The sequence below is a fragment of the Thermomonas sp. genome (assembly GCF_019104945.1).
Lineage (GTDB): Bacteria > Pseudomonadota > Gammaproteobacteria > Xanthomonadales > Xanthomonadaceae > Thermomonas.
Window position 1 is genome coordinate 88,699 of record NZ_JAHRWW010000033.1, and the last position, 24,463, is coordinate 113,161.

The following is a 24,463-nucleotide window of genomic DNA, read 5'->3' on the forward strand; positions in this document are numbered from 1 at the left end:
GTCAGCCCTTCAACATGTCGATGTCGGCAACGTCAATCGTGCGACGGTTGCGGAACAGGGTCACCAAGATCGCCAAACCGATCGCTGCTTCCGCAGCGGCCACGGTGAGGATGAAGAACACGAACACTTGCCCAGCGGCATCCCCCAGCGAACGCGAGAACGCTACGAAGTTGATGTTCACCGACAGCAGCATCAGCTCTAGCGACACCAAGAGCATGATGACGTTCTTACGGTTCAAAAAGAGCCCCGCCACGCTGATGCAAAACAGCACCGCGCCCAGCGTGAGGTAGTGGCCCAAGGATAGGCCGGTTAAAAGTGTATTCACGGGGTTCCCTCCTCGGCCTTGGGTGCTTCAACCACCGGCACTTCGGCTTGCATCTTCACCAAACGCACACGCTCGGCGGGCTTGGCACGCACCTGCTCAGCCGGGTTCTGGTGCTTGGCACCCGGGCGACGGCGCAGAGTCAGCATCACGGCGGCCACCACGGCCACGGTCAAAATCACGGCGGCGGTTTCAAACGGCAGCATAAAATCGGTGAACAGTGCACGCGCCAACCAAATGGTATTGGGTGCCTCGCCACCGGCAGCGGCGTTGTCGGCCAGCGGTGCTTGCGCTGCGGCGCGCACACCGATCAGTACCAGCATTTGCACCAGCATCACTGCCGCCACAATGAGGCCCACCGGCAGATAGCGCACGAAGCCCTGACGCATCGGCACTTTATCCATGTCGAGCATCATCACCACGAACAGGAACAGCACCATCACCGCGCCCACATACACCAGCACCAAGGTGAGGCCGAGGAATTCCACATTCCCCAGAATCCAGGTGCAGGCCACGGAGAAGAACGTCAGCACCAGATACAGCACGGCGTGCACCGGGTTGCGGGCGCTGATGGCGGCCAAACCAGCCCCCGCCGCGACGGCGGCAAAGGCGAGAAAGGCTAAAGTTTGAAAATCGAAGTCCATGCAGTGTCGTGCCTCAACGATAAGGGGCATCGGCTGCGCGACGCTCGGCAATTTCCGCCTCTAGGCGGTCGCCGATCGCGAGCAGTTTGGGCTTGGTCATAATGTTCTGACCGCGCTGATCGAAGTGATACTCGTGAATATGCGTTTCCACGATGGAGTCGGTGGGGCAAGACTCTTCGCAGAAACCGCAGAAAATGCACTTGAATAGGTCGATCTCATAGCGCGTGGTACGGCGGCTACCGTCGTCTTCACGCGGTTCGGCTTCAATGGTGATCGCCAGCGCCGGGCACACCGCTTCGCACAGTTTGCAGGCGATGCAGCGCTCTTCACCATTTTCATAGCGACGCAGTGCATGCAGGCCACGGAAGCGCGGCGACATCGGGGTTTTTTCCATCGGGTACATCAGCGTGTACTTGGGACGGAATAGATACTTCAAGGTCAACCACATGCCGCTGAGCATTTCCAGCAGCAGCAGGCTCTTGAAGTAAGACACTACCTTACTCATGCCGCAGCTCCCATTTCACCGCCACCAATGATGCCGAAATAGACCATCAGCGCGGTGACAAAAATCCAAGCGAGGGTAATTGGAATGAACACCTTCCAACCCAAGCGCATGATCTGGTCATAGCGGTAGCGCGGGAATGTTGCGCGCAGCCACAGGAAGCAGGTGGCGAAGAAGAACATCTTGGCAAACAGCCACCACCAACCATCACCCAGCACGGTAGAAACCAGCGGAATATCCGGGATCAGGGCTGCAGGAATGGGGGAGAGCCAGCCGCCAAGGAAGAACGTGGCGGTTAGGATGCTGACCAGAATCATGTTGGCGTATTCGGCCAAGAAGAACAGCGCGAACTGCGAGCCAGAGTATTCCACCATGTGACCGGCGACGATTTCCGACTCACCTTCCACCACGTCGAATGGCAGACGGTTGGTTTCAGCCACACCCGACACGAAGTAGATCACAAACAACGGCAGCAGCGGCAGGAAGAACCAGTTCAAGAAGCCGCCCTTACCCGCCTGCGCCATCACAATGTCAGAGATATTCAGGCTACCGGCGGCGATCAATACACCCACCAGCGAGAAGCCCATGGCGATTTCGTAGCTGATCATCTGCGCCGAGGCGCGCATGGCACCTAGGAACGCATACTTCGAGTTGGAGGCCCAGCCCGCGATGATCACGCCATAGATACCAAGGCCGGTCATCGCCAGCAGGTATAACAAACCTGCATTGGCATTTGACAACACCACTTTGGAATCAAACGGCACCACCGCCCAGGCGGCGAACGCTGGCACCAGCGACAGCATCGGCGCTAAGCGATATAGCACCGGATGCGCCACGGTGGGCTGCACCACTTCTTTGAACAGCAGTTTGAACACGTCGGCGAAGGCCTGCAGGATGCCCCAGCCCACATACATCGGCCCGTGGCGAACGTGCATCCAGCCGATGAACTTACGTTCCCAGACCACATAGAAGGCCACGGCCAAAATTACCGGCACGGCGATGGCGAGGATCTTCAGCACGATCCACACCAGCAAGCCGGTGGCACCGAACGAAAGCAATGCCTCGCGCAGCGGGTCGATGGCGTACTGCATTACGGGATTGGCGACAGTCATCATGCGCGCGCAACCTCAACCTTAGTAGCGGCCACTAGCGGCGCGGTAGCGCCGTAGCCAGATTCAATCCATACGGTACCAGCCGCCACCTTGGCGTCCACCGACACCTGCAGCGTGGCGTTGCCCGCAGCGGTGCTGAATTTCACCATGCTGCCGTCGGTGATGCCGTTTGCATCAGCGGGGTTCAGCACGGCGCGTGGACCAACGGTTAGCGGATGGGCTTGCAGTGCGGCGCAGCGGCGAATGATCGAATCCACGCGATAGATCGCCTGCGATACAGCCAGTTCCAGACCACTATTGGAGGCCGTAACCGCACTCCCCTTCGCCACCTGCACCGGCTTGGACTTGAGGCCCGCACGCAGGCCCGCCAAGTCGGTGAACTCAAAGCCCGCAAGCTTGAGCTCACCGCCCAAAGCGCGCAGGAAGCGCCAGCCCGAATGCGCCGCACCCGGCAGCTTGCCCGCTGCGGCGGTCTGCTGTTCCACGCCATCAAGATTGGTTAGCGTGGCTTCAATTTCTGGCAGCGCGCCAATGGGTAGAATGACGTCGGCCACATCACGCGTGGACTGGCAGGCGAACTGGCTGAACGCGATCACTTTCGCACCGCTCAGCGCCTTCATTGCCGCCTGCTGATTAGCAAAATCCAGACCGGGCTCAATGCCATACAGCACATAGGCCGAACGCGGCTGCGCCAACATGGTTTGTGCATCGCGCGCGGTGGGCAACACACCCAAGCGGGTGAGGCCCAGCGCATTGGCACCTTGCGGCACGCGGCACAATTTGGCGTTGTTGGCCGCTGCGAACTCGGCCGCCGCCTTACGGATCTGCGCCGCATGCGGGCCGTTTTCAGCCACGGCGCCCACGATCACAGCGACATTCGCCGCGCCATCAAGCTGCACCTTGGCCAGCTCCGCCGCGATCTGCGATGGCGCCACAATATGCTTGCCGGTGATGGTGAAGGTGAATTCAAAATCGACCGGGTTGACGACGTGAATCTTGGCACCTTTCTTGAACGCCTTACGAATGCGCTGATGCAGTAGCGGCACTTCGTGACGGATGTTCGAGCCTACGATCACAATGGTGTCGGCTTTTTCGATCTCGGCCACCGGCATTCCGAAGACTTCGGCAACGGCCCCGTCGGAAAGATCCAACTGGCTGATGCGGTGATCGATATTGCCACTGCCTAAACCGTCGGCCAGACGCGCCAGCAGCGCGCCCTCTTCGTTTGACGTAGCCGGATGCACCAGCACGCCCAAGCTGTCGCCACGATGTTCTGAAAGAATCTTGGCCGCCATGTCCAGCGCCTCTTCCAGCGAAGCTTCACGGAAGCTATCGCCGTCGCGGATCAGCGGCACACTGGCGCGGTCTTCGGCATACAGGCCTTCGTGGGCGTAGCGGTCGCGATCGGACAGCCAGCACTCGTTCACCGCTTCATTATCACGCGGTACGCTGCGCAGCACTTCGCCACGGCGCGAATGATGGAACAAGTTGCTGCCGAGAGCATCGTGATAACCCAGCGACGGACGCGCGGTGAGTTCCCACGGACGCGCCTTGAAGCGATACACCTTGTTGGTGAGCGCGCCCACCGGGCAAACGTCGATGACGTTACCCGAAAGTTCGGTGGTCAGCGGCTTGCCATCGTAGGTACCGATCTGCAGGTCTTCACCGCGATACATGCCGCCCAGCTCGTAGGTGCCAGCAATTTCAGCGGTGACGCGGATGCAGCGCGTGCAGTGAATGCAGCGGGTCATTTCGCTGGCCACCAGCGGGCCGAGATCTTCATCGGCCACAGAGCGCTTGCGCTCTACAAAGCGGTTGACCGAACGGCCATAGCCCAGCGACAGATCCTGCAGTTCGCACTCGCCGCCTTGGTCACAGACAGGGCAGTCCAGCGGGTGGTTGATCAGCAAGAACTCCATTACGTTACGTTGGGCCTTGAGGGCCTTATCGTTACGCGTAAACACCTTCATGCCGTCCATCACCGGCGTAGCGCAGGCAGGCGACGGCTTCGGCGCGGCGCGGCCGCCCACTTCGGTATCCACCAAGCACATGCGGCAGTTGGCCGCGATCGGCAATTTTTCGTGGTAACAGAAGCGCGGCACCGGGATGCCTGCTTTATCTGTCGCTTGAATGATCATGGAACCTTTTGGAACCGCCAGTTCCTTACCATCCACAAAGATGGTGACGTGGTCGGGCGGTAGGTTCGGATTTACGGGTTGTGCGCTCACGCCACCACCTTCTCAGCCTTGACCAGCGTGCCCGCGCGTTCGTCATCGACGTAAAACCGCTTGTTCACGATGGCATATTCAAATTCATGCCAGTAATGGCGAAGGAAACCCTGCACCGGCCACGCGGCCGCTTCACCGAAGGCGCAAATGGTGTGGCCTTCGATCTGCCCTGCCGCGGCTTTGAGCATGTGCAGGTCATCCATATCGGCCTCCAAATTGGCGATACGGTTGAGCATGCGATTCATCCAGCCGGTGCCTTCGCGGCACGGCGTGCACTGGCCGCAGCTTTCATTTTTGTAGAAGCGGCTGATGCGCTGACAGGCGCGCACCATGCAGGTGGTTTCGTCCATCACCACAACGGCACCAGAACCAAGACCGGAACCAGCCTTCTGAATGGCGTCGTAGTCCATGGTCAGGCCCATCATGATGTCACCCGGCAGCACCGGCATCGACGAACCACCGGGGATCACGGCCTTGATCTTATGGCCTTTGCGTACGCCGCCGCACAGCTCTAGTAGCTCGGAGAACGGGGTGCCCAAGCGGATTTCATGATTACCCGGATTGGCCACATGACCCGACACCGAGAAAATCTTGCAACCGCCGTTGTTCGGCTTGCCTAAATTCAAGAACCACTCGGCGCCGTTGCGCACGATGGCAGGCACAGAGGCATAGGTTTCGGTGTTGTTGATGGTGGTGGGCTTGCCGTACAGGCCGAAGTTGGCTGGGAACGGCGGCTTGAAGCGCGGCTGGCCTTTCTTGCCTTCCAGCGATTCCATCAACGCAGTTTCTTCACCGCAAATGTAGGCGCCCGCGCCGAGTGCGTTGTAGATATCAATATCCACGCCGCTACCAAGCACGTTTTTACCCAGCCAGCCGTGCTTATAGGCTTCCGCCAATGCTTCTTCGATATGCTCGAACGGCTCGTGGTGGAACTCGCCGCGCATGTAGTTGTAGGCCACCTTGGTATTGGTGGCGTAGCAGGCAATGGCGAGGCCTTCCAACACCGCATGCGGGTTGTAGCGCAGGATGTCACGGTCTTTGCAGGTACCCGGCTCGGATTCGTCCGAGTTGCACAGGATGTATTTTTCACCATCGTGCTTGGGCATGAAGCTCCACTTCAGCCCGGTGGGGAAGCCTGCACCACCGCGACCACGCAGGCCCGAGGCCTTGATCATCTCGATGATATCGGGGCCCGGAATTTTTTCCGTCAGCACCTTGCGTAGCGCCTGGTAGCCGCCGGTCTTGAGGTAGTTTTCATACGACCACGGCTTATCAAAATGCAGCGTGGTGTACACGGCTTGGTGTTCCTTCGGTGCAGGACCGACGGGGCCGTAGCCTTCTGAGTAGTGAGAATGTCCAGCCATTACTTCAATCCATCCAGCAGCTCGTCCACTTTTTCAGGGGTGAGCTTTTCGTGGTAATGCCCATTGATCACAACCACCGGGGCGCCGCAGCAAGCGGCCACGCATTCTTCCTCACACTTGAGGTAAACGCGCCCATCTTCGGTGGACTCGCCCAGCTTGATACCGAGCTTCTTCTCCGCATGCGCGACAAGATCATTCCCGCCATTGAGCCAGCAGCTGATATTGGTGCAGAAGGCAACGTTATTACGCCCCACCGGCTTGGTCTCAAACATCGAGTAGAAGGTGGCAACCTCGTAGGCCCATACCGGCGGAATATCGAGATATTTCGCTACCGCCGCCATGAGCTCATCGGTTAAGAAACCGACGTTTTGCTCTTGCGCGGCGTACAGCCCTTGCAGCACGGCAGAACGCTTGCGGTCGGCCGGGAACTTGGTCAGCCAGTGGTCGATATGCGCGCGCGTTGCATCCGACAGTACCACCATCGGATCTACGTTGCGGCACGCCTCAAAATTACCTGTTGCTTTCATCGATCCACCTCACCAAACACGATGTCGTAGGTACCGATCATCGCTACCACGTCGGAGAGCATGTGCCCCTTCGTGATTTCATCCATTGACGACAAATGCGCAAAGCCCGGCGCGCGTAGGTGCACGCGGAACGGCTTATTGGCACCGTCGGACGCCAAGTAGCAGCCAAATTCACCCTTCGGGGCTTCCACCGCGCAGTAGGTTTCACCTTCTGGCACGCAGTAGCCTTCTGAGAACAGTTTGAAGTGGTGAATCAGCGCTTCCATGCTGTGCTTCATTTCTTTGCGCGACGGCGGTGCCACCTTGTAGTTATTGGTGATCACCGGGCCGGGGTTGGCCTTCAGCCACTTCACGCACTGCTGAATAATGTGGTTGGACTGGCGCATTTCGGCCATACGCACTAGGTAGCGGTCGTAGCAGTCGCCGTTCACACCCACCGGAATATCGAAATCCACTTCGGCGTACTTGGCATAGGGCTGCTTCTTGCGCAGATCCCATTCAATACCCGAGCCGCGCAGCATTGGGCCACTCATGCCCCATGCTTTGGCCTGCTCCGGCGTTACCACGCCAATGCCAACGGTACGCTGCTTCCAAATACGGTTCTCGGTGAGCAGGGTTTCGTACTCATCCATCCGGTTCGGGAACTCTTGTGTGAAATGCTCCAAGTAGTCCAGCAGCGAGCCTTCGCGCCATTCGTTGAAGCGCTTGAGCTTCGCACCCTTATGCCAAGGCGATTCTTTGTACTTGGGCATATGGTCGGGAAGATCACGGTACACACCACCGGGGCGGTAGTACGCGGCGTGCATACGCGCGCCGGATACGGCTTCGTAGCAGTCCATCAGCTCTTCACGTTCGCGGAAGGCGTACAGAAACACCGCCATCGCACCCAAGTCGAGGCCGTTAGAGCCCAGCCACATCAGGTGGTTCAAGATGCGGGTGATTTCGTCGTACATGGTGCGAATCCACTGCCCGCGCTCCGGCACTTCGATCCCCATCAGGGTTTCGATGGCGCGCACATAGGCGTGTTCGTTGCACATCATGGAGACGTAATCCAGACGATCCATGTACGGGATCGACTGGTTAAAGGGCTTGGACTCGGCCAGCTTTTCGGTACCGCGATGCAGCAGCCCGATATGCGGGTCGCAGCGGCGCACGGTTTCGCCGTCCATTTCCAAAATTAGACGCAACACGCCGTGCGCGGCCGGGTGCTGCGGGCCGAAGTTCATGGTGTAGTTGCGAATTTCTTGCAGCGACTCGGCCGCACTACTGGCAAACGCCTGCCCGCTGGGTTCGACATGCGCGTTCATCGGCGCGTCTCCCGCTGCAAGATACGATTGGTGCGTTCGGCCTCGGCCGTGGCTAGGCTGGCGTTATCGCGAATCACACGGGCCACGCCCACGCGCGGCACCACGCTGGTCACGGGTTCATACACCACGCGTTTTTTCTCCTCGTCGTAGCGCACTTCCACGTTACCGATCAACGGGAAGTCTTTGCGGAACGGATGCCCCACAAAGCCGTAGTCGGTCAGGATGCGGCGCAGGTCCGGGTGACCATCAAAAATAATGCCGTAGAGATCGAACGCTTCGCGCTCGAACCAGTCGGCACCAATCCACAACCCCGTCACCGAAGGCACCAGCGGCAAGCCGTCTTCCGGCGCGAAGCAGCGCACGCGCAGGCGCAGATTGCGGGCAATCGACAGCAGGTGCAGGTTCACCGCAAAGCGTTTGTGCTCGCGCACGTCCGGCGCCGAAGATGCGGGCTCTTCGGTCTGGTGGCTGGGCGCTTCACCAAAGCTGAAGCGGCCCATACCCTGGCCTTCCACGCCACGCGAGAAGCCTTGCGAAGACACACCCACGGTATCCCATTCGTCGCTGCCGTAGCCGAGATAGTCGATACCGCATAGGTCGATAAAGGTTTCAAACCCAAATTCATCGCGCAGGGTTTTACAGGTGGCCAGCCATTCGGCCGGGGCCACTTCCAGCGTCACTTCCATACGCGGCTCGGCCACCAGCACAGCGGCTTCGCCAAAGCGTGCCGTTAGCTGTTCGATCAAGGCTCGCGTACTCATGCGCGCGCCCCTTCTGGCTTGGGCGTGGACGAGAACGGGTTCTGCTCAAGCCGCTTGATTTTCTTCTGCAACTGCAAAATGCCATACACCAGCGCTTCGGCGGTGGGCGGGCAACCCGGCACGTACACATCCACCGGCACCACGCGATCACAGCCGCGCACCACCGAGTAGGAATAGTGATAGTAACCGCCGCCATTGGCGCAGCTACCCATCGAAATCACCCACTTAGGGTCGGGCATCTGGTCATAGACCTTGCGCAGCGCCGGAGCCATCTTGTTGACCAAGGTGCCGGCCACGATCATCACGTCGGACTGACGCGGCGAGGGGCGAAACACCACACCGTAGCGGTCAAGGTCAAGACGCGCCGCACCGGCGTGCATCATTTCCACCGCACAGCAGGCCAAGCCGAAGGTCATCGGCCACATCGAGCCGGTACGCGCCCAGTTCCACAGCGCGTCAAGGCTGGTGGTCACATAGCCGTTTTGCAGCAGCGGGTTATCCCCATCGGGACGCAGAATGTCATCCAGCCGACCTTCCGGCAGCGGATTACTGGCTGCATCCAATACGTTTTGAACGATATTGCTCATTCCCACTCCAGCGCGCCGCGCTTCCAGACGTAGACGAAGCCGATCACCAGCAGGCCCAAGAACACGCCCATCTCGATCAACCCAAACAGGCCAAGTTCGCGAAAGACCACGGCCCACGGGAACACGAAGGCAATTTCAAGGTCGAAGACGATGAATAAAATTGCGACCAAGTAATAGCGCACATCAAACGGCATACGCGCGTTTTCGAAAGCATCGAATCCGCATTCGTACGGCGAGAGCTTTTCAGCACTCGGACGCTTGGGGCCAAGCACATTGCCAATGATGATCAGCGCGATGCCGATCCCTGTAGCAACAATCAGAAACAGCAGAGTGGGCAAATATTCAGCCAGCACGCGTGCCTCGCTCGTTCTTGTACATAACAGCCGCGCATTCTACCCGCCCAAGCGGGTGAAGGGCCAGACCTTCAGCGTGAAGATCAACGTGAATTTCACATCTTTACCGCTACTTTATGCCGCTTTGAGAATCGTTCGCATCAAGAAGAGCGATTTTTCAAAATCACCCGGAACAAATAGAACGTCTTCACCATCGCCCATTCATGTTCTGGAACAACAGCACTACAGATTGCAGCGTAAACTATTCGCCCATTACTTTTCGGCGACAACGCCACGAGGCTGCATGAGCGCCGACACTCCCACCCTTCCCTTATTTACTGAACTTGGCCTGCCCGAGAATCTACTCGTTGCGCTGCGCGAAGTGGGTTATGAAAACCCCAGCCCAATTCAGGCCGCCACCATCCCGCCGCTGCTAGAAGGCCGTGATGTGCTGGGCCAGGCGCAAACTGGCACGGGTAAAACCGCCGCATTCGCCCTGCCCGCGCTGGCCAAGCTACAGCCGCAAGCGGGCAAGCCGCAGGTTCTAGTGCTGGCGCCCACACGCGAGCTGGCGATCCAAGTAGCCGAGGCGTTCCAAACCTACGCCAAGCACATTCCCGGCTTCCAAATTTTGCCGATCTACGGCGGCCAGGGCTACGGCCCGCAGCTGCAGGCGCTGCGTCGCGGCGTGCACGTGGTGGTGGGCACACCGGGCCGCGTGATCGACCATTTAGAGCGCGGCACGCTGGATCTGTCTGAGCTAAGCATGTTGGTGCTGGACGAAGCCGACGAAATGCTGCGCATGGGCTTTATTGATGACGTGGAAAAAGTGCTGAAAAGCACGCCAGAGACGCGCCAAGTAGCGCTGTTCTCGGCCACCATGCCCGCGCCGATCAAGCGCATCGCGCAAGCGCATCTGCGCACGCCGGTGGAAGTGGCGATCAAATCGCAAACCACCACTGCGTCCAGCATTCGCCAGCGGTTCTGGATGGTCAGCGGCATTAACAAGCTCGACGCACTCACCCGCATCATGGAAGCCGAGCCGTTCGACGCCATGATTATTTTTGCGCGCACCAAACTCGCCACCGATGAGCTGGCAGAAAAGCTCGCTGCGCGCGGCTTTAGTGCAGCCGCGATCAATGGTGACGTGGAGCAAAAGACCCGCGAGCGCACCATTCAGCGCCTCAAAGACGGGCATATCGATGTGCTAGTGGCCACCGACGTAGCCGCGCGCGGGCTGGATGTGGAACGCATCAGCCATGTGCTGAACTACGACATTCCCTACGACACCGAAAGCTATGTGCACCGCATTGGTCGTACTGGCCGCGCCGGGCGTAGTGGTGAGGCGATTTTGTTTGTAGCTCCGCGTGAACGCGGCATGCTGCGTGCAATTGAACGCGCCACCCGCCAGACCATCGAACAGATGAACCTGCCCACCGTGGATGCGGTGAATGAACGCCGCGTGGCGAAGTTCCTCGGCAAAATCGACGACGTACTGGCGGGCGAAGACCTCACCATTTTCCGTGATTTGGTTGAACGCTACGAGCAAGAAAAGAACGTACCTGCAGTAGAAATCGCCGCTGCGCTGGCCAAGCTGGTGCAGGGCAAGACGCCCTTGCTGCTGCCCAAGCCCGCCAAACCCGAGAAGGCATTTGAACTGCGCGATGACAAGCCGCGTGGCGAACGTGCTGAACGCGGCGAACGTCCCAAGCGCGAACCGCGCGAACACGCCCCGCGTGAGCACGGTGCGCCGGAAGCGGGCATGCAAACCTATCGCATTGACGTGGGTTACCAGCACGGCGTGCAGCCGGGCAATATCGTGGGCGCAATTGCCAACGAAGCCGATTTAGAGGCGCGCTACATTGGCCGCATTGATATTCGCGACGATTACACCTTGGTGGATCTGCCCGAAGGCATGCCGCACGAATTGTTGGCACACATGAAAAAAGTGCGCGTGGCCAGTAAGCCACTGAACATGCGCATCGCCACCGATGAAGACCAAGATGCACCCAAGCGCAAACGCAGCTTTGGTGAGAACGCTGGCCCGCGTAAGCCGGGCGGTTTCAAACCCGGAGGCCCGCGCAAGCCCGGCGGTTTCAAGCCACGCGGCCCGCGCTGATTCAACCCGTCATGCCGTTATAGTGGGCGGCCATTAGCCGCCCCGCTAAGCCTTTGGCATAGTGGCGATATGTCTCGCATTCTTGTCTTCCAACACGTTGCTGCAGAGCCACTTGGCACGCTTGATCCGCTGATTCGCGCACGCGGGCACCGCATTCGTTTTGTCAATTTTGAACGCAACCCCGACGCGCAGCCCGATATCGATGCCTACAAAGGGCTGATCGTGCTGGGTGGCCCGATGAATGTTGAAGACCAAGCGCAGCGCCCGCATTTGCGCACCGAGCTTGCGGCCATTGACCGCATGCTTGAATTAAACCGCCCGGTATTGGGCATTTGCCTTGGCGCGCAGCTGCTTGCGCACGCCTTGGGTGCACCAGTGAAACGCCAGCACACGCCGGAAATCGGCTGGTATCCCGTTTACGCCACTGAAGCAGGGCGCAACGATGCGGTGCTCTCGCCTCTAGGTGAAAGCGCGTCTATCTTCCAGTGGCATGGCTGCCATTTTGAAGTGCCGGAAACCGCCACCCACCTTGCGCGCAGCGATACTTGCGAGCAGCAAGCATTCCGTTGGGGCGATAATGCCTACGGCTTCCAATTTCATCTTGAAATGAATCAACCGCTGATCGAACGCTGGCTTGCTAACCCTGCCTACTGCGCCGCACTGGCAGAACTTGCCGGGACGCAAGACGAAGCGCGCATTCGTGCCGATACCCAGCGCCATATCGCGGGCATGCAGGCGCAGGCAGATGGTGTGTTCAATAATTTCTTAGACCTCGTTGGCCGCCCGCAACGGCGCTTTACCCTACCCTCACGTGAGTGGGTGTGAACCAGACGTTTGACGCCATCGTCATTGGTGCCGGTGCTGCAGGGCTGATGTGCGCCCGCAGTGCGGGGCTGCTTGGTTTGCGCGTATTGGTGCTTGACCACGCCAATAAGCCTGGGAAAAAAATATTGATGTCGGGCGGTGGCCGCTGCAATTTCACCAATACCGGCGCAGCGCCTGCCAACTATCTTTCAGCCAATCCGCATTTTTGCAAATCCGCCCTCGCCCGCTACACGCCGTGGCACTTCATTGAGCTTGTAGAACAGCACGGCATTGCGTATCACGAAAAAGAACTGGGCCAGCTATTTTGCAATGAGTCGTCCAAGCTTATTTTGAAAATGCTGTTGGATGAGTGCGCCGCCGTACACGCGCAGATCCGGCTGCAGTGCAGTATCGAACAGATCACGCATACCGATGCAGGACTGTTTCAACTTCGCACCACACAAGGGACATTTACCAGCGCAAAACTCGTGATCGCCTGCGGCGGTCTTTCCATTCCCAGCATGGGTGCTTCTGGGTTTGGTTACCTTACGGCGAAACAATTTGGCCACACCGTACTGCCAACGCGCGCAGGGCTTGTGCCGCTTACGCTGTCCGGCACGCATGCACAGCGCCTGCACGACTTAGCAGGTGTTTCTCTGCCTGTAGAAGCGCGCAGCAACGGCAAAGCATTTCGCAATTTTATGCTGGTCACCCACCGTGGCATCAGCGGGCCCGCGATCTTGCAAATTAGCTCGTTTTGGCAGCCGGGCGATGAATTGCAGCTCAATCTTTTGCCGGGGCAAGACATTCCCAGCCTGCTGCACCATTGGCAAAGCACGCGCCGCGATAGCGAACTCAAAACACTGCTCAGCGAGGTGCTGCCCAAACGCTTCGCACAGCGCCTTTGCGAGCATTGGCTCAATAACAAGCCACTGCGCCAATACACGCCGCGCGAACTGGCTGATATCGCCGCATTACTGGAACGCTGGCCGTTGATCGCCAGCGGCACCGAAGGCTATCGCACTGCCGAGGTCACGCTGGGCGGCGTGGACACGCAAGAACTCTCGTCCAGCACGATGATGTCAAAACGCGTGCCCAATCTTTATTTTATCGGTGAAGTTGTGGACGTTACCGGCTGGCTGGGCGGCTACAACTTCCAATGGGCGTGGGCTAGCGGGCACGCGGCGGGCAACGCACTGGCCGCTTAAGACGCCCGCATCAAAACGGCAAAAATGGCACGCCCAAATACGGGTGCAGCCACCACCAGAGCGCGACTGCGGCTGCGGCCCAAAGCAAGAGCTTTAAGAACGCACCCGCCACCTTCAATGCCAACCACACGCCGATCACAATGAGAACAATGGCGATCCAATTCACGCGTGTGCATCCTGCTGAGTAGCGGAGCCGTCCACCAAGGGTAGCAGCTGCGGGTCTAAGGAAATGCGCTCGTCGAACACGAAGCAGCCACCGTCGTAGCCAAGCCCACCTACTTGTTCGAAATAACCCAAGATGCCGTCATCAAGCTGCAGCATATTGCTCCAGCCATCGCGCTGCAGCCACAGTGCGGCTTTTTCACAGCGCACGCCGCCGGTGCAGAAGCTCACGATTGTGGCGTCTTTGAGCGACTCGCGATGCGGCTCCAGCGCCGCAGGTAGATCGGTAAACTTATCAATTGGTAACGTCAACGCACCTTGGAAGGTGCCGTAAGCTACTTCCTGCTGGTTGCGTGTATCGAGCATCACTACGCGTTTACCGGCATCGTCGTGGCCCTGCTGCAGCCAGCGCGCCAAGGTACGCGGAGCCACCACGGGTGCGCGTTTGCCCAGTTCCAGCGGCGATGATTGGTCGCGGCGAAAGGTAATAATTTCTTTCTTACGCTTCACTTTTAAGCGCGCAAACGGAACGCGTTCGCTCCAGCTTTCCTTAATATGCAGCGCTTCAAAACGCGAATCGTTGCGCAACCACTGCAAGAAATCGCGCAGCGGGTCTTCAACACTGGCCAAAAAAAGATTCAAGCCTTCGGGCGTCACCAAGATCGTGCCGCGCAGTGCAGCCGCTTCCGCACGCTCACGCAAGGTCAGCGCCAGTGCATCCACATCGGCGATCTCAACAAATAAATAAGCAGCAATATTCAGAATCATCCGCCTATTGTAGTCGCGATCACGGCGTTCCCATAAAATCATCTGCAAATGAATTCACTTTCCCACTCCCCTCGCCTCGCTGTGATCGGCGGCGGCCCCGCTGGCCTAATGGCCGCGGAAACCGCACGCGCCGCAGGGCTAAACGTCCATCTATTTGAAGCCAAAGGCTCAGTGGGGCGTAAATTTCTGATTGCCGGTAAAGGTGGGCTGAACCTGACCCACTCGGAAGCGCGGCCTGCGTTTGATGCGCGTTACCGCGAACGCGCCGCAGCCGTTGGCGTATGGCTCGATGCCTTTGACGCCGATGCGCTACGCCAATGGGCGCGTGAACTGGGTGTTGAAACGTATGTAGGTAGCTCTGGGCGCGTGTTTCCGATGGATCGCAAAGCCGCACCACTGCTGCGCGGTTGGGTGCGGCGCATGAAAGAAAACGGCGTGCAGTTTCATGTTCAGCACCGCTGGCTGGGCTGGAATAGCGACGGCGCGCTGCGCTTTTCAACCACCGAAGGTGAGGCCACATTTGAAGCCGATGCTGTGGTGCTGGCCTTGGGCGGCGGCAGCTGGCCACAGCTTGGTTCGGATGGACATTGGGTTGAACTGCTGGAGCAGCGTGGCTTGCCGGTTGCCTCGCTGCAGCCCGCTAACTGCGGATTCGATATTCGTTGGAGCACCTATCTTTCCAGCAAATTCGCCGGTGCACCGCTTAAACCGGTGATCGCCCACTGGCAAGGCAGCGGCGGCAACGCGCAGATGCTGCAAGGTGAGTGCGTGATCACCGACACCGGCATTGAAGGCAGCCTGATCTACGCCATTGCTGCAGACCTGCGGCAACAGATTCAACAACAGGGCAGCGCCCTGCTCCACTTAGACCTAGCCCCAGGCCGCGAGCTATCACGCTTGTGTAGCGACCTCGAAAAACCTCGCGGCAGCCGCAGCATTGGCGAACATTTGCGCAGGCATGCGGGCATCAGCGGCGTCAAAGCCGCCCTTGTGTTTGAAGTGTTAGACAAAGCCGCGCAGCACGATATGCAGCGCGTTGCGCAAATCATCAAACAGCTACCGCTGCGCTTAGAACGCCCGCGTCCCTTGGCGGAGACCATTTCTACCGCAGGTGGCGTGCCGCTGGAAACACTGGATGAAGGCCTGATGTTGAAACAACTCCCAAGCGTTTTTTGCGCCGGAGAAATGCTCGACTGGGAAGCCCCCACCGGCGGCTATCTGCTCACTGCATGCTTTGCCAGCGGCCAGCGCGCGGGCAAGGCCGCGGCGCGCTGGTGCCAAGCGCCGGAACATTGAATAGGTTAGCGGCTAAGGCGTAATCACCGCGCGTCGGTTCGCGCGAAAACCACTAAGGTCATCTAAGCGGTGGTTAATCGCATTGGCATCTAGCGGCAGACGCTCAGCAATGACGCTGTCCAGATCCAGCTGACCGCGCGCAGCAAACTCCATCAAGGTAACCAACTCACTGCGCAAATGGTCGGATACACCAATGATCTCGGCTTCATAATTGATCACGTTGCCAAAGCTATCTACGGCAAAAGGCTCTTTGCAGATTCCCGCCAAGGCCGCGCGCCCTTGCGGCGCCAGCACCGCCACCGCTTGCTGCTGAGTGGTAGGAATACCCGCAAATTCAAGCGCAACATCCACCCCTGCGCCCTGCGTTTGATCGCGAATTTGCTGCTCTACCGAACCATTTCCCGGGTGAATTGGAATTGCTCCTAGTGCCGCGGCCTGCGCAAGTTTCTGCTGATCAATATCAATGGCGAACACTTGGCTTACACCCGCAATCCTCGCCAGCTGCAGCGCCGATAGCCCCAAGCCGCCGATACCAAACACGGCTACGCGATCACCAGCTACCACACGCGCTTTGCGCATCGCATGAAACGCCGTTGCACTGGAGCACATCATCACCGCAGCAGCGGCGCTGCTCACCGAATCGGCAATACAAATTGCATTCATCGCAGGGGCCACGATGTAGTCGGCATAACCGCCATCGCGATGTTTGCCAAGCATCTGCACTTCGCGGCAGAACTGCTCTAAGCCGCGCCTGCAATAATCGCAATGCCCGCAGGTGACTAAGTAGTGAAGTGCTACACGATCGCCTTCGACAAACCCCGTAACCCCCTCGCCTACCTGATCGACACGCCCAGCCACTTCATGCCCCAGCGTAATCGGTAATTTCGCAACCGAGCCCGTACCCGAACGGTAGTGGGCATCGGAATGGCAAATTCCTGCGGCTTCCACACGGATGCGCAGCTCACCCTTACCCGCTTCAGGCAAAATGATTTCCCGCAGCGCAAGCGGCTGCCCCTGCTGAACAACTTGCACAGCGCGCATGGTGTTGGGCATTGCCGGAACTCCGAGGATCATAGCGTTCAATTACACGCCAGCTATTGCGTAAATGCAAAACGCTCCGTTTGGTCTTCAATCGGCAATAGGCTGCAAAGGCAGCAACAAAGTGGAGAAACCAGAAGAGCAAAGAACGCTGCCCATCTTGACACGTACGGACAAATTACGTACAAAACATAGGATACAAGTCAATTTCTCACGAGGCCAACCATGCTGCATACACCTGAAGCTCAAGGAAAATCGCGCAACGCGCGGCTGGAGGCGCGCGTGTCCAGCGACCAGAAGAATTTTTTTCAGCGTGCAGCCAACCTGACCGGACGCACCCTGAGCGAACTGGTCATCGACAGCACGCAAGAAGCTGCCGCTAAGATCGTGCAGGAGCACGAAGTCATCCGCCTGAGCCGTGAGGAACAGGTGGCGTTCGTGAGTGCGCTGCTCGCGCCTTCTGTACCGGGGCCGCGCCTGCAAAAGGCCGTCAAAAGCTACCGTCAGAAGGCGGGGTTTTAATTGGCGCTTATCCTTACGCCGGAGCACATCAGCCCACTGACCAAGACCCATGAGCGCAAGTCATTCGATTGCGGCCATGAAGACCTGAATCGTTACTTGCGCGAACAGGCGCGGCAGGACGCTGAAAAGCGCGTAGCCGCGCCGTTTGTGCTCACGCAGCCGGGTGATCCCAAGGTGCTCGGCTTCTACACCCTTTCATCGTCCATTATTCCTGTGAGCGAACTGCCGGAAGATATGATGAAACGGCTGCCACGCTACGGCCAGTTACCTGTCACACTGCTCGGGCGGTTGGCGGTGGATCGTTCAGCGGGAGGCCAAGGTGTCGGAGAATTTTTGCTGGTCGATTCCCTGCGCCGCAGCCTAGAGGCCGCGCAGCAGATCGCGGCGATGGCGGTAGTTGTGGATGCCAAAAACGAGCGAGCCGAAAGCTTTTACCAGCACTTTAACTTTCAGCCGTTCCAAAAAACCCCGCTGCGACTGTTTCTGCCCATGGCGCAGATTGCACAGCTGTTCGCATAGCAACTTGTCAGCAAATAGTCTTAGTGGATGATTAGCCCGACGGTCATTTTCAGCACACAATGCAAAAGCAGTGTCTATATTTGGGCTACAAATGGGCTACAGGTGGGCTACAGCCTCTTTGATCACTTGAAATTTCATGATGGCTTTTGTCTTGTACCACCCAGCAACCCTACGAAAGTACATGGCGCTCCGCCCCGAAACCCGCATAAAACAACGATTTTCGCCCTAGGGTATTGCGCTGCAGCAACAAGCTCTATACAATGCATGACTCTGCTGCGGGATGGAGCAGTCTGGCAGCTCGTCGCTCATAATCCATACAAACTTATTGTTCTCGATTGTTATAAGTCGATCCTACTTGGTATTATTTGAGCTTTCTCTATATATGTCAATGACTTGCATAATTATTGCGCAAGTCTGTTTAGCGCCTCTCTGCGTCGAATAAAACCGTTTTTCGATGATGCGTGAGAATTACTTGGTTACACATATCGTGACCGTTGCTCGTCATACGTTCTTCTTTAACCAATCGATACCGGTGCTTGAGCAGCACGGACTCAGCGGCTGACTCATTGGCCATCCCGCTGCACGGAATATTACTGGCCCATGCCCCGTAGTCGCATCGATCAACTAGTAGCTTTGTTGGCCTTCAATCAGCAATAGGCTAATCACGTGCGACACATTACGTCGCAACCATCCGGATGATAACTCCACAAGAAGGAGAATCATCATGGCACGGCGTAGCACCAACCGTTCTAAAAGTGCAATCGAAATTAATCCAGCTATTCGTCTCTGGTTACTGCGAACTCTAGTACCACTGGGCGCGCATCGCGAGTTTTTGCATTCGCAGGGCTTTCACAACGATGACCTCGCCACAGCATTGGGTTTAGGGCATTGGGTTGATTCGTCACAATCTGATATCCCTTCATTTTTGTGTCGCCCCAGTAAGACAGCTAACACCAATACCGAGGAAAACGAATTCGATTTAAAGGCTGTCAGGTCCGAACTCCGACAACTTCATCAGCAAGCAGAAAAGGACTCGCATAAAGCGACTCTTTCAGCCTGCTTGCGTCACAACATCGACCAATTGTCGAGGCTGGTGGGCTTGAACTCGACAGACTGCCGAGTATTGGAGTTTGCCGTATCGATCCATCACGAGCGCATTCTAGACGATACTGCCGACTGGCTGGGAAGCCTTTCGTCGGCCAAGGTCTTTCACGTTTTGTCGGTTATCCTCGACCTGCCCGAGCCGGAGATTCGGGCCTCTTTGAGTGCACAAGGGATCTTAGCGCGCTCAGGCTTAGTTTCGGTTGAACGCAGTGGCGCCAACGTGCTGCGTCACAAATTGGACGTGCTCTCCCATAACTTTGCCGATCTAATGGCTACATCGGAAGCCGATCCGATCAGCCTGCTGCGCGGCACTGTATCCGCCTCAAGCCCTGCACAACTTACCTTATCTGATTACAACCACATCACCCACTCTCTTGAAATACTGCGTCCGTATCTGCGGCACGCGGTTTCAACAGGGCGGCACGGCGTCAATATTTTTCTGTATGGCGCACCGGGAACGGGCAAGAGTCAACTAGCACGCGTCCTAGCTGATGAATTGGAATGCGAGCTATTCGAGGTGGCCTGCGAGGATGCCGATGGCGATCCAGTTAGCGGGGAACGCCGTTTGCGCGCTTTCCATGCGGCACAGAGCTTTTTCGCACAGCGTCGAGCTTTGGTTGTATTCGATGAGGTCGAAGATGTCTTCAACGATGGCGACAATTTCTTCGGCCGCAAGAGTACAGCCCAGGTGCGCAAGGCGTGGATCAACCGGATGCTGGAAGAAAACCCGGTGCCCACGCTATGGCTGTCCAACTCTATCCATTGTCTTGACCCAGCCTTCATCCGTCGCTTCGATATGGTCTTTGAACTCCCCGTACCCCCGAAAAAGCAGCGAGAACGAATTTTGCAGGAAAGCTGCGGAGACCTGCTGGATGCCAGCCGAATTTCGCGTATCGCTGAGGCCGAAACACTGGCTCCGGCGGTGGTTGTCAAAGCCGGTGCCGTCGTACGCACCATCCAAGAAGAACTTGGCGAGAGCAATGCGGCTGCGGCCTTTGAAAGGCTAATTTCGAACACACTGGAAGCACAAGGGCACCGGCCACTGGCTCAAAACGCCCCGAACCGGCTGCCAGAAGTTTATGACCCTGGCTTCATTCACGCCGATGCGGATCTGGCGATCGTGGCCGATGGGCTTCAGTCGGCAAAATCCGGAAGGCTCTGTCTCTACGGCCCACCGGGAACAGGCAAGACGGCTTATGGCCGCTGGGTTGCAGAACAGCTCGGAGTGCCCCTGCTCGTCAAACGCGCATCGGATCTGATGTCACCTTACATAGGTGAGAATGAGCGCAACATCGCACGCGCCTTCCGAGAGGCGCAAATCGATGGCGCAGTCTTGCTGATGGATGAAGTGGACAGTTTCCTGCAGGATAGACGTAGTGCGCAGCGGGGCTGGGAAGTGAGCCTAGTCAACGAGATGCTGACCCAAATGGAATCTTTCCCAGGGGTATTCATCGCCTCGACCAATTTGATGGACGGGCTGGACCAGGCGGCGCTGCGCCGTTTTGACCTCAAAGTGAAGTTCGACTTTCTGCGCCCCGATCAGGCGTGGGAGTTGTTGCGCCGCCACTGCGCTGCCTTGGGGCTAGCCACACCCGCGGCGGAGGTACAGGCGCGGATTTCCCGACTGCAACGGCTGACACCGGGGGATTTTGCTGCCGTGTTGCGCCAACACCGGTTTCGCCCGCTTGAAAATGCATCTGCATTGGTGTCGGCTCTTGAAAGCGAGTGCATGGTGAAAGAAGGTGCAAAGCGCCCCATTGGTTTTATATAGTCGATGCTTCGTGAGAAAACGAATAGGTAAAGAAGGGGCAATCATGCGTACACTCTCGAAATCCAAGCTTATGTGCTTCCGACAGTGCCCCAAGCGCCTATGGCTGGAGGTACACCGCCCTGACCTACGCAAAGACTCTTCCGCCACACAGGCAAGTTTTGCAGTTGGCCATCAGGTCGGTGATATCGCACAACGACTTTACGACCCTGAAGGAAAAGGGGCACTGATCGATCCGCAAGCAGAGGGTTTCGATACGGCTTTCACTCGTACGCAAACTCTGTTGCGATCAGCTCAGCCTATTTTTGAGGCGGGTTTTCGTGCAGAAGGGGCACTGGCTTTCGCCGACGTGATGCTGCCGGTAAGGAAAGGTGGAAAGCGCACTTGGCGCATGGTTGAAGTGAAGTCATCTACCTCGGTCAAGGATTACCACCGTGATGATGCCGCCGTACAGGTATTTCTGGCGCACGCCTGCGGCGTTCCACTTTCCGCCATTGCCTTAGCTCATATCGACAGTTCTTGGTGTTACCCCGGCGACGCTGATTACAGCGGTCTCTTGCTTGAAAACGATCTGACCGAAGAGGCGTTCAGCCGTGGTGAGGAAGTTCGCAGCTGGATTGCCGCGGCACAGCAGATCGTCGCAAAAAGGAAGGAGCCAACCGTCAAGACCGGCAAACAGTGTAGCGATCCCTACGAATGCGGTTTCCTGGCGTATTGCCAAAGTCTCGAGCCTCAAGCAGAACAGCCGATCCGTTGGCTGCCGGGGCGACTGAGTAACAGCCTGTCGGCGCATATCGAGGCGAATAGCCTGACCGAACTGCGCGATGTGCCCGATGCATTGCTCAACGATAAGCAACAACGCGTCAAAACAGCCACCCTTTCTGGCAAACCCTATTTCGACAGGAAAGCGGCTGCACAGGCGCTGGCCAGTCACAAGCTACCGGCCTACTTTATGGACTTCGAAACCATCCAGTTCGCCGTACCTATCTGGAAAGGCACGCGCCCGTATCAGCAGATCCCCTTCCAGTTCAACGTCCACCGCCTTTCACGCACGGGCAAACTTGAGCAGCAAGCATTTCTCGACCTCTCAGGCAATGATCCTTCCAAAGCATTCGCCAAAGCCTTGATTGCGGCATGTGGCAAGCAGGGCCCGATCTTCGTCTATAACGCCGGTTTCGAGACGGCCCGTATCCGCGAATTATCAGACCGCTTCCCTCGCTTGGCGAAACCACTACTGGCATTAAACGAGCGCGTGGTGGACCTGCTGCCAGTGGCCAGGGATCATTATTACCACCCCAGCCAAAAGGGAAGTTGGAGCATTAAGGCCGTGCTTCCTGCACTATGCCCAGACCTTAAATACGGAGACCTCGACGGCGTCCAAGATGGCGGCATGGCCATGAGCGCCTACTTGGAGGCCATCGCAGCACACACCAGTCAGTCACGAACATCTGAAATCGAGCAGCAATTACTTGCGTACTGCGCACTCGATACCTATGCCATGGTGCGCCTGTGGTCGATCTTCTCGGGCTCAGCCTTGAAGGTCTGAAATGGCGAAGCGTTCTGACACCCTCGAAACCGTACTCCTCGCCGTCGAATTGCTGCGCCGTATACCGCGTAGCCGAAAGGTGACCGCCAGTGAACTACATCAGCAACTGAAGGACGCTGGCATAGATCGCGATTTGCGCACGATCCAGCGCCAACTCGAAATGCTCAGCGAGCATTTCGAGATCGAGCGCGATGACCGTAGCAAACCCTACGGTTACCGTTGGCTGGAACAGGCCAAAGCACTGGCAGTGCCCAACCTGACGCCGCAAGAGTCGCTGTTGCTCCAGTTAGCAGAGGAGCACCTGAACAACCTATTGCCCACCCGGTTGATGAAATCCATGGAAGGATTCTTCAGACAGGCTAAGCGAAATCTTGGCCCTGACAGCAGTGCGCGCCTTGAACGCGAATGGCCCGGCAAAGTGCGGGTCGTTGCCACCAGCCAGCCCCTTTTGCCCCCCAAGATTGTTCCGGGCGTCTTCGAAATCGTCAGCGAAGCTCTGTATTGCAATCATTGGCTTCATCTCGATTATCGAAATTCGGCAGGAAAACGGAACAAGGTGGACGTCATGCCCTTGGGCCTCGTACAACAGGGGCCTCGCCTTTATCTTGTATGCCGCTACCGAGGCTATGACAACGAGAGAAATCTGGCACTGCACCGCATCTTGTCAGCCAAGATGTCGACGCTAACGTTCGAGCGGCCCAAGGAATTTGACCTCAAGAAGTACGACGACGACGGGCGGTTTGGATTCGGTGATGGAGAAAAGGTACGTTTGACTTTTCGTATTAAGCACAATGCTGGGCTTCATCTTCTGGAATCTCCGCTATCGAGTGATCAGCAAGTGGTCGAAATTGAGGACGGAATATTGGAAATCACGGCCACGGTGGTCGACAGCGCGATGCTGGAACGGTGGCTGCGAGGATTTGGGGATGCGGTTGCTGATGTACAGCGACTCCCCATTGTCGCGGCCAAGCTGTAACGAAGGAGAACTAATTAATGGAAAGTACATGGGGCCTTCTTGGTCCCGAGCTTTTGTCGAATGTGCGCCGCACTCGGACCCTTGGACTGGGCGCGTCGGTGCGTCACTTTAATGATCTTGCCATTCCCGGTTTAGGTGGTGTCTGGTATGGCAAGCAACTGCTGCTTGCGACGCTCGGTGTGACTGTGGCCGAAAATGCGCGCAGCCGAGGTGCGAAAGTTCAGAATATTGAAGTGGCTAACGCAATTGAAGCACTGGCCTGTTGGCTGGCCTTCAGAAGCAATCGCTGGAGTAGTGATGCTCGCTTGCGCGGAAATGCCAAGCTGCAAGACAAAGATGATTTCAGTTTTAGGCGGGTACGCCAGCGAAATTTCTACGTCACACAGCCTATGCGAATGGCGACCGTCCAGGCCCTGCCTGCACTTGGCTTTGTCGAATCCGATGGCACGCGATTCAATGCATTTCGTTGCTCAGATGAAGGAAAAGCCTTTATCGAAGCGGCATTAGGGAGATGTCGTCCGTATAACAGAGAGGTTGTCGATCATCTAACCTTGTGGGCGCAAATGAAAGATGATCGCGTCAATACAGATGCACTTCGACAGGCTCTTTCGCCACTCGAAAAGCTATCCAATGAAGCAATCCAATTACTTCGGGAAAGACTCGTCCAAGAAGGTAGTAAATCCTTCGAGTATAAGAAACGGTGGGGTAACTCACTGGCGTGGGTCGAGTCACTCCGAGAAAATAGGCCAGACAGGCTAACGTGGGCGCAGCGTCCGCAAGAAATTTCAGAAGATCATTGGCACGATCTTCAGGCAGGAGCCTTGTTTTTTGAAGCTCGTGAAGCCGCAATTGCCACTCTCGATGCAGCAGAGGTCCATATCGGAAACCAGGGTGCCGGGCAATTCCTATCCTTGAAACATCAAGTTCCTGATTCGCTGGCACAGCCG

23 protein-coding genes and 1 pseudogene are annotated in these 24,463 nt (G+C 57.4%); 10 read left to right on the forward strand and 14 right to left on the reverse strand.

What is annotated here, in order from left to right; genetic code table 11:
- Nucleotide 1: 1 nt before the first annotated feature.
- The 11 genes from nuoK to KUL77_RS08585 are packed head-to-tail and all read right to left on the reverse strand — an operon-like array spanning nt 2 to nt 9,707.
- On the reverse strand, nt 2-325 hold the full coding sequence (gene nuoK / locus KUL77_RS08535; protein ID WP_297145739.1) for an NADH-quinone oxidoreductase subunit NuoK: 324 nt from the start codon (nt 323-325) through the stop codon (nt 2-4).
- Entirely contained in the window at nt 322-966 is a 645-nt protein-coding gene (locus tag KUL77_RS08540) for an NADH-quinone oxidoreductase subunit J (RefSeq protein ID WP_297145742.1), read from the reverse strand. The genes nuoK and KUL77_RS08540 overlap by 4 nt, the downstream gene beginning before the upstream one ends.
- 13 nt (nt 967-979) lie before the next feature.
- Nucleotides 980-1,471, reverse strand: a complete 492-nt coding sequence (gene nuoI / locus KUL77_RS08545) for an NADH-quinone oxidoreductase subunit NuoI (protein ID WP_297145745.1) — start codon at nt 1,469-1,471, stop codon at nt 980-982.
- Nucleotides 1,468-2,559, reverse strand: a complete 1,092-nt coding sequence (gene nuoH, locus KUL77_RS08550; protein ID WP_297145808.1) for an NADH-quinone oxidoreductase subunit NuoH — start codon at nt 2,557-2,559, stop codon at nt 1,468-1,470. The genes nuoI and nuoH overlap by 4 nt, the downstream gene beginning before the upstream one ends.
- Before the next feature lie 20 nt (nt 2,560-2,579).
- Complete coding sequence (gene nuoG / locus KUL77_RS08555; protein ID WP_297145748.1) at nt 2,580-4,808, reverse strand: NADH-quinone oxidoreductase subunit NuoG; 2,229 nt, start codon at nt 4,806-4,808, stop codon at nt 2,580-2,582.
- Complete coding sequence (gene nuoF / locus KUL77_RS08560) at nt 4,805-6,172, reverse strand: NADH-quinone oxidoreductase subunit NuoF (protein ID WP_297145751.1); 1,368 nt, start codon at nt 6,170-6,172, stop codon at nt 4,805-4,807. The genes nuoG and nuoF overlap by 4 nt, the downstream gene beginning before the upstream one ends.
- Nucleotides 6,172-6,699, reverse strand: coding sequence for an NADH-quinone oxidoreductase subunit NuoE (gene nuoE / locus KUL77_RS08565; protein ID WP_297145754.1), 528 nt, complete (start codon nt 6,697-6,699; stop codon nt 6,172-6,174). Before nuoE ends, nuoF begins: the two co-directional genes overlap by 1 nt.
- Entirely contained in the window at nt 6,696-8,006 is a 1,311-nt protein-coding gene (locus KUL77_RS08570; protein ID WP_297145757.1) for an NADH-quinone oxidoreductase subunit D, read from the reverse strand. The genes nuoE and KUL77_RS08570 overlap by 4 nt, the downstream gene beginning before the upstream one ends.
- Nucleotides 8,003-8,767 (reverse strand): NADH-quinone oxidoreductase subunit C, encoded by a 765-nt coding sequence (locus KUL77_RS08575; RefSeq protein WP_297145759.1) that lies wholly within the window; start codon nt 8,765-8,767, stop codon nt 8,003-8,005. The genes KUL77_RS08570 and KUL77_RS08575 overlap by 4 nt, the downstream gene beginning before the upstream one ends.
- The gene (locus KUL77_RS08580) at nt 8,764-9,354 is read right to left on the reverse strand and encodes an NADH-quinone oxidoreductase subunit B (RefSeq protein WP_297145762.1); all 591 of its coding nucleotides are present in this window, start codon (nt 9,352-9,354) and stop codon (nt 8,764-8,766) included. The genes KUL77_RS08575 and KUL77_RS08580 overlap by 4 nt, the downstream gene beginning before the upstream one ends.
- Nucleotides 9,351-9,707 (reverse strand): NADH-quinone oxidoreductase subunit A, encoded by a 357-nt coding sequence (locus KUL77_RS08585; protein WP_297145765.1) that lies wholly within the window; start codon nt 9,705-9,707, stop codon nt 9,351-9,353. Before KUL77_RS08585 ends, KUL77_RS08580 begins: the two co-directional genes overlap by 4 nt.
- A gap of 283 nt (nt 9,708-9,990) precedes the next feature.
- Between KUL77_RS08585 and KUL77_RS08590 the strand changes: the two genes are divergently transcribed.
- From KUL77_RS08590 to KUL77_RS08600, 3 genes are all read left to right on the forward strand, one after another.
- On the forward strand, nt 9,991-11,805 hold the full coding sequence (locus tag KUL77_RS08590) for a DEAD/DEAH box helicase (protein ID WP_297145767.1): 1,815 nt from the start codon (nt 9,991-9,993) through the stop codon (nt 11,803-11,805).
- 69 nt (nt 11,806-11,874) lie between these two features.
- Nucleotides 11,875-12,630 carry a gamma-glutamyl-gamma-aminobutyrate hydrolase family protein gene (locus KUL77_RS08595; RefSeq protein ID WP_297145770.1) on the forward strand — a complete coding sequence of 252 codons (756 nt, stop codon included), beginning with the start codon at nt 11,875-11,877 and terminating at the stop codon, nt 12,628-12,630.
- The gene (locus KUL77_RS08600; RefSeq protein ID WP_297145773.1) at nt 12,627-13,817 is read left to right on the forward strand and encodes an NAD(P)/FAD-dependent oxidoreductase; all 1,191 of its coding nucleotides are present in this window, start codon (nt 12,627-12,629) and stop codon (nt 13,815-13,817) included. Before KUL77_RS08595 ends, KUL77_RS08600 begins: the two co-directional genes overlap by 4 nt.
- A 10-nt stretch (nt 13,818-13,827) precedes the next feature.
- Here the strand turns inward: KUL77_RS08600 and KUL77_RS08605 are convergent, their stop codons facing one another.
- Together KUL77_RS08605 and KUL77_RS08610 are read right to left on the reverse strand one after the other, a co-directional pair.
- Nucleotides 13,828-13,983 carry a hypothetical protein gene (locus tag KUL77_RS08605; protein ID WP_297145775.1) on the reverse strand — a complete coding sequence of 52 codons (156 nt, stop codon included), beginning with the start codon at nt 13,981-13,983 and terminating at the stop codon, nt 13,828-13,830.
- Nucleotides 13,980-14,747 (reverse strand): sulfurtransferase, encoded by a 768-nt coding sequence (locus KUL77_RS08610; protein WP_297145778.1) that lies wholly within the window; start codon nt 14,745-14,747, stop codon nt 13,980-13,982. The genes KUL77_RS08605 and KUL77_RS08610 overlap by 4 nt, the downstream gene beginning before the upstream one ends.
- Before the next feature lie 48 nt (nt 14,748-14,795).
- On the opposite strand from KUL77_RS08610, the gene KUL77_RS08615 reads away from it, so the two are divergent.
- Nucleotides 14,796-16,043, forward strand: a complete 1,248-nt coding sequence (locus tag KUL77_RS08615) for a TIGR03862 family flavoprotein (protein ID WP_297145780.1) — start codon at nt 14,796-14,798, stop codon at nt 16,041-16,043.
- 12 nt (nt 16,044-16,055) lie between these two features.
- Here the strand turns inward: KUL77_RS08615 and KUL77_RS08620 are convergent, their stop codons facing one another.
- Entirely contained in the window at nt 16,056-17,096 is a 1,041-nt protein-coding gene (locus KUL77_RS08620) for a zinc-binding dehydrogenase (protein ID WP_297145781.1), read from the reverse strand.
- A 210-nt stretch (nt 17,097-17,306) separates the two neighbouring features.
- On the opposite strand from KUL77_RS08620, the gene KUL77_RS08625 reads away from it, so the two are divergent.
- From KUL77_RS08625 to KUL77_RS08650, 6 genes and pseudogenes are all read left to right on the forward strand, one after another.
- Nucleotides 17,307-17,603, forward strand: a complete 297-nt coding sequence (locus tag KUL77_RS08625; protein WP_297145783.1) for a DUF1778 domain-containing protein — start codon at nt 17,307-17,309, stop codon at nt 17,601-17,603.
- Entirely contained in the window at nt 17,604-18,122 is a 519-nt protein-coding gene (locus KUL77_RS08630; protein ID WP_297145786.1) for a GNAT family N-acetyltransferase, read from the forward strand.
- 724 nt (nt 18,123-18,846) lie between these two features.
- Nucleotides 18,847-20,997 (forward strand): ATP-binding protein, encoded by a 2,151-nt coding sequence (locus tag KUL77_RS08635; RefSeq protein ID WP_297145788.1) that lies wholly within the window; start codon nt 18,847-18,849, stop codon nt 20,995-20,997.
- Between the two features lie 43 nt (nt 20,998-21,040).
- Entirely contained in the window at nt 21,041-22,540 is a 1,500-nt protein-coding gene (locus tag KUL77_RS08640; protein WP_297145791.1) for a DUF2779 domain-containing protein, read from the forward strand.
- Nucleotide 22,541: 1 nt separating this feature from the next.
- The gene (locus KUL77_RS08645) at nt 22,542-23,516 is read left to right on the forward strand and encodes a WYL domain-containing protein (protein WP_297145793.1); all 975 of its coding nucleotides are present in this window, start codon (nt 22,542-22,544) and stop codon (nt 23,514-23,516) included.
- Nucleotides 23,517-23,533: 17 nt separating this feature from the next.
- Nucleotides 23,534-24,463 (forward strand): annotated as a pseudogene (locus KUL77_RS08650) (hypothetical protein); the annotation flags it as partial.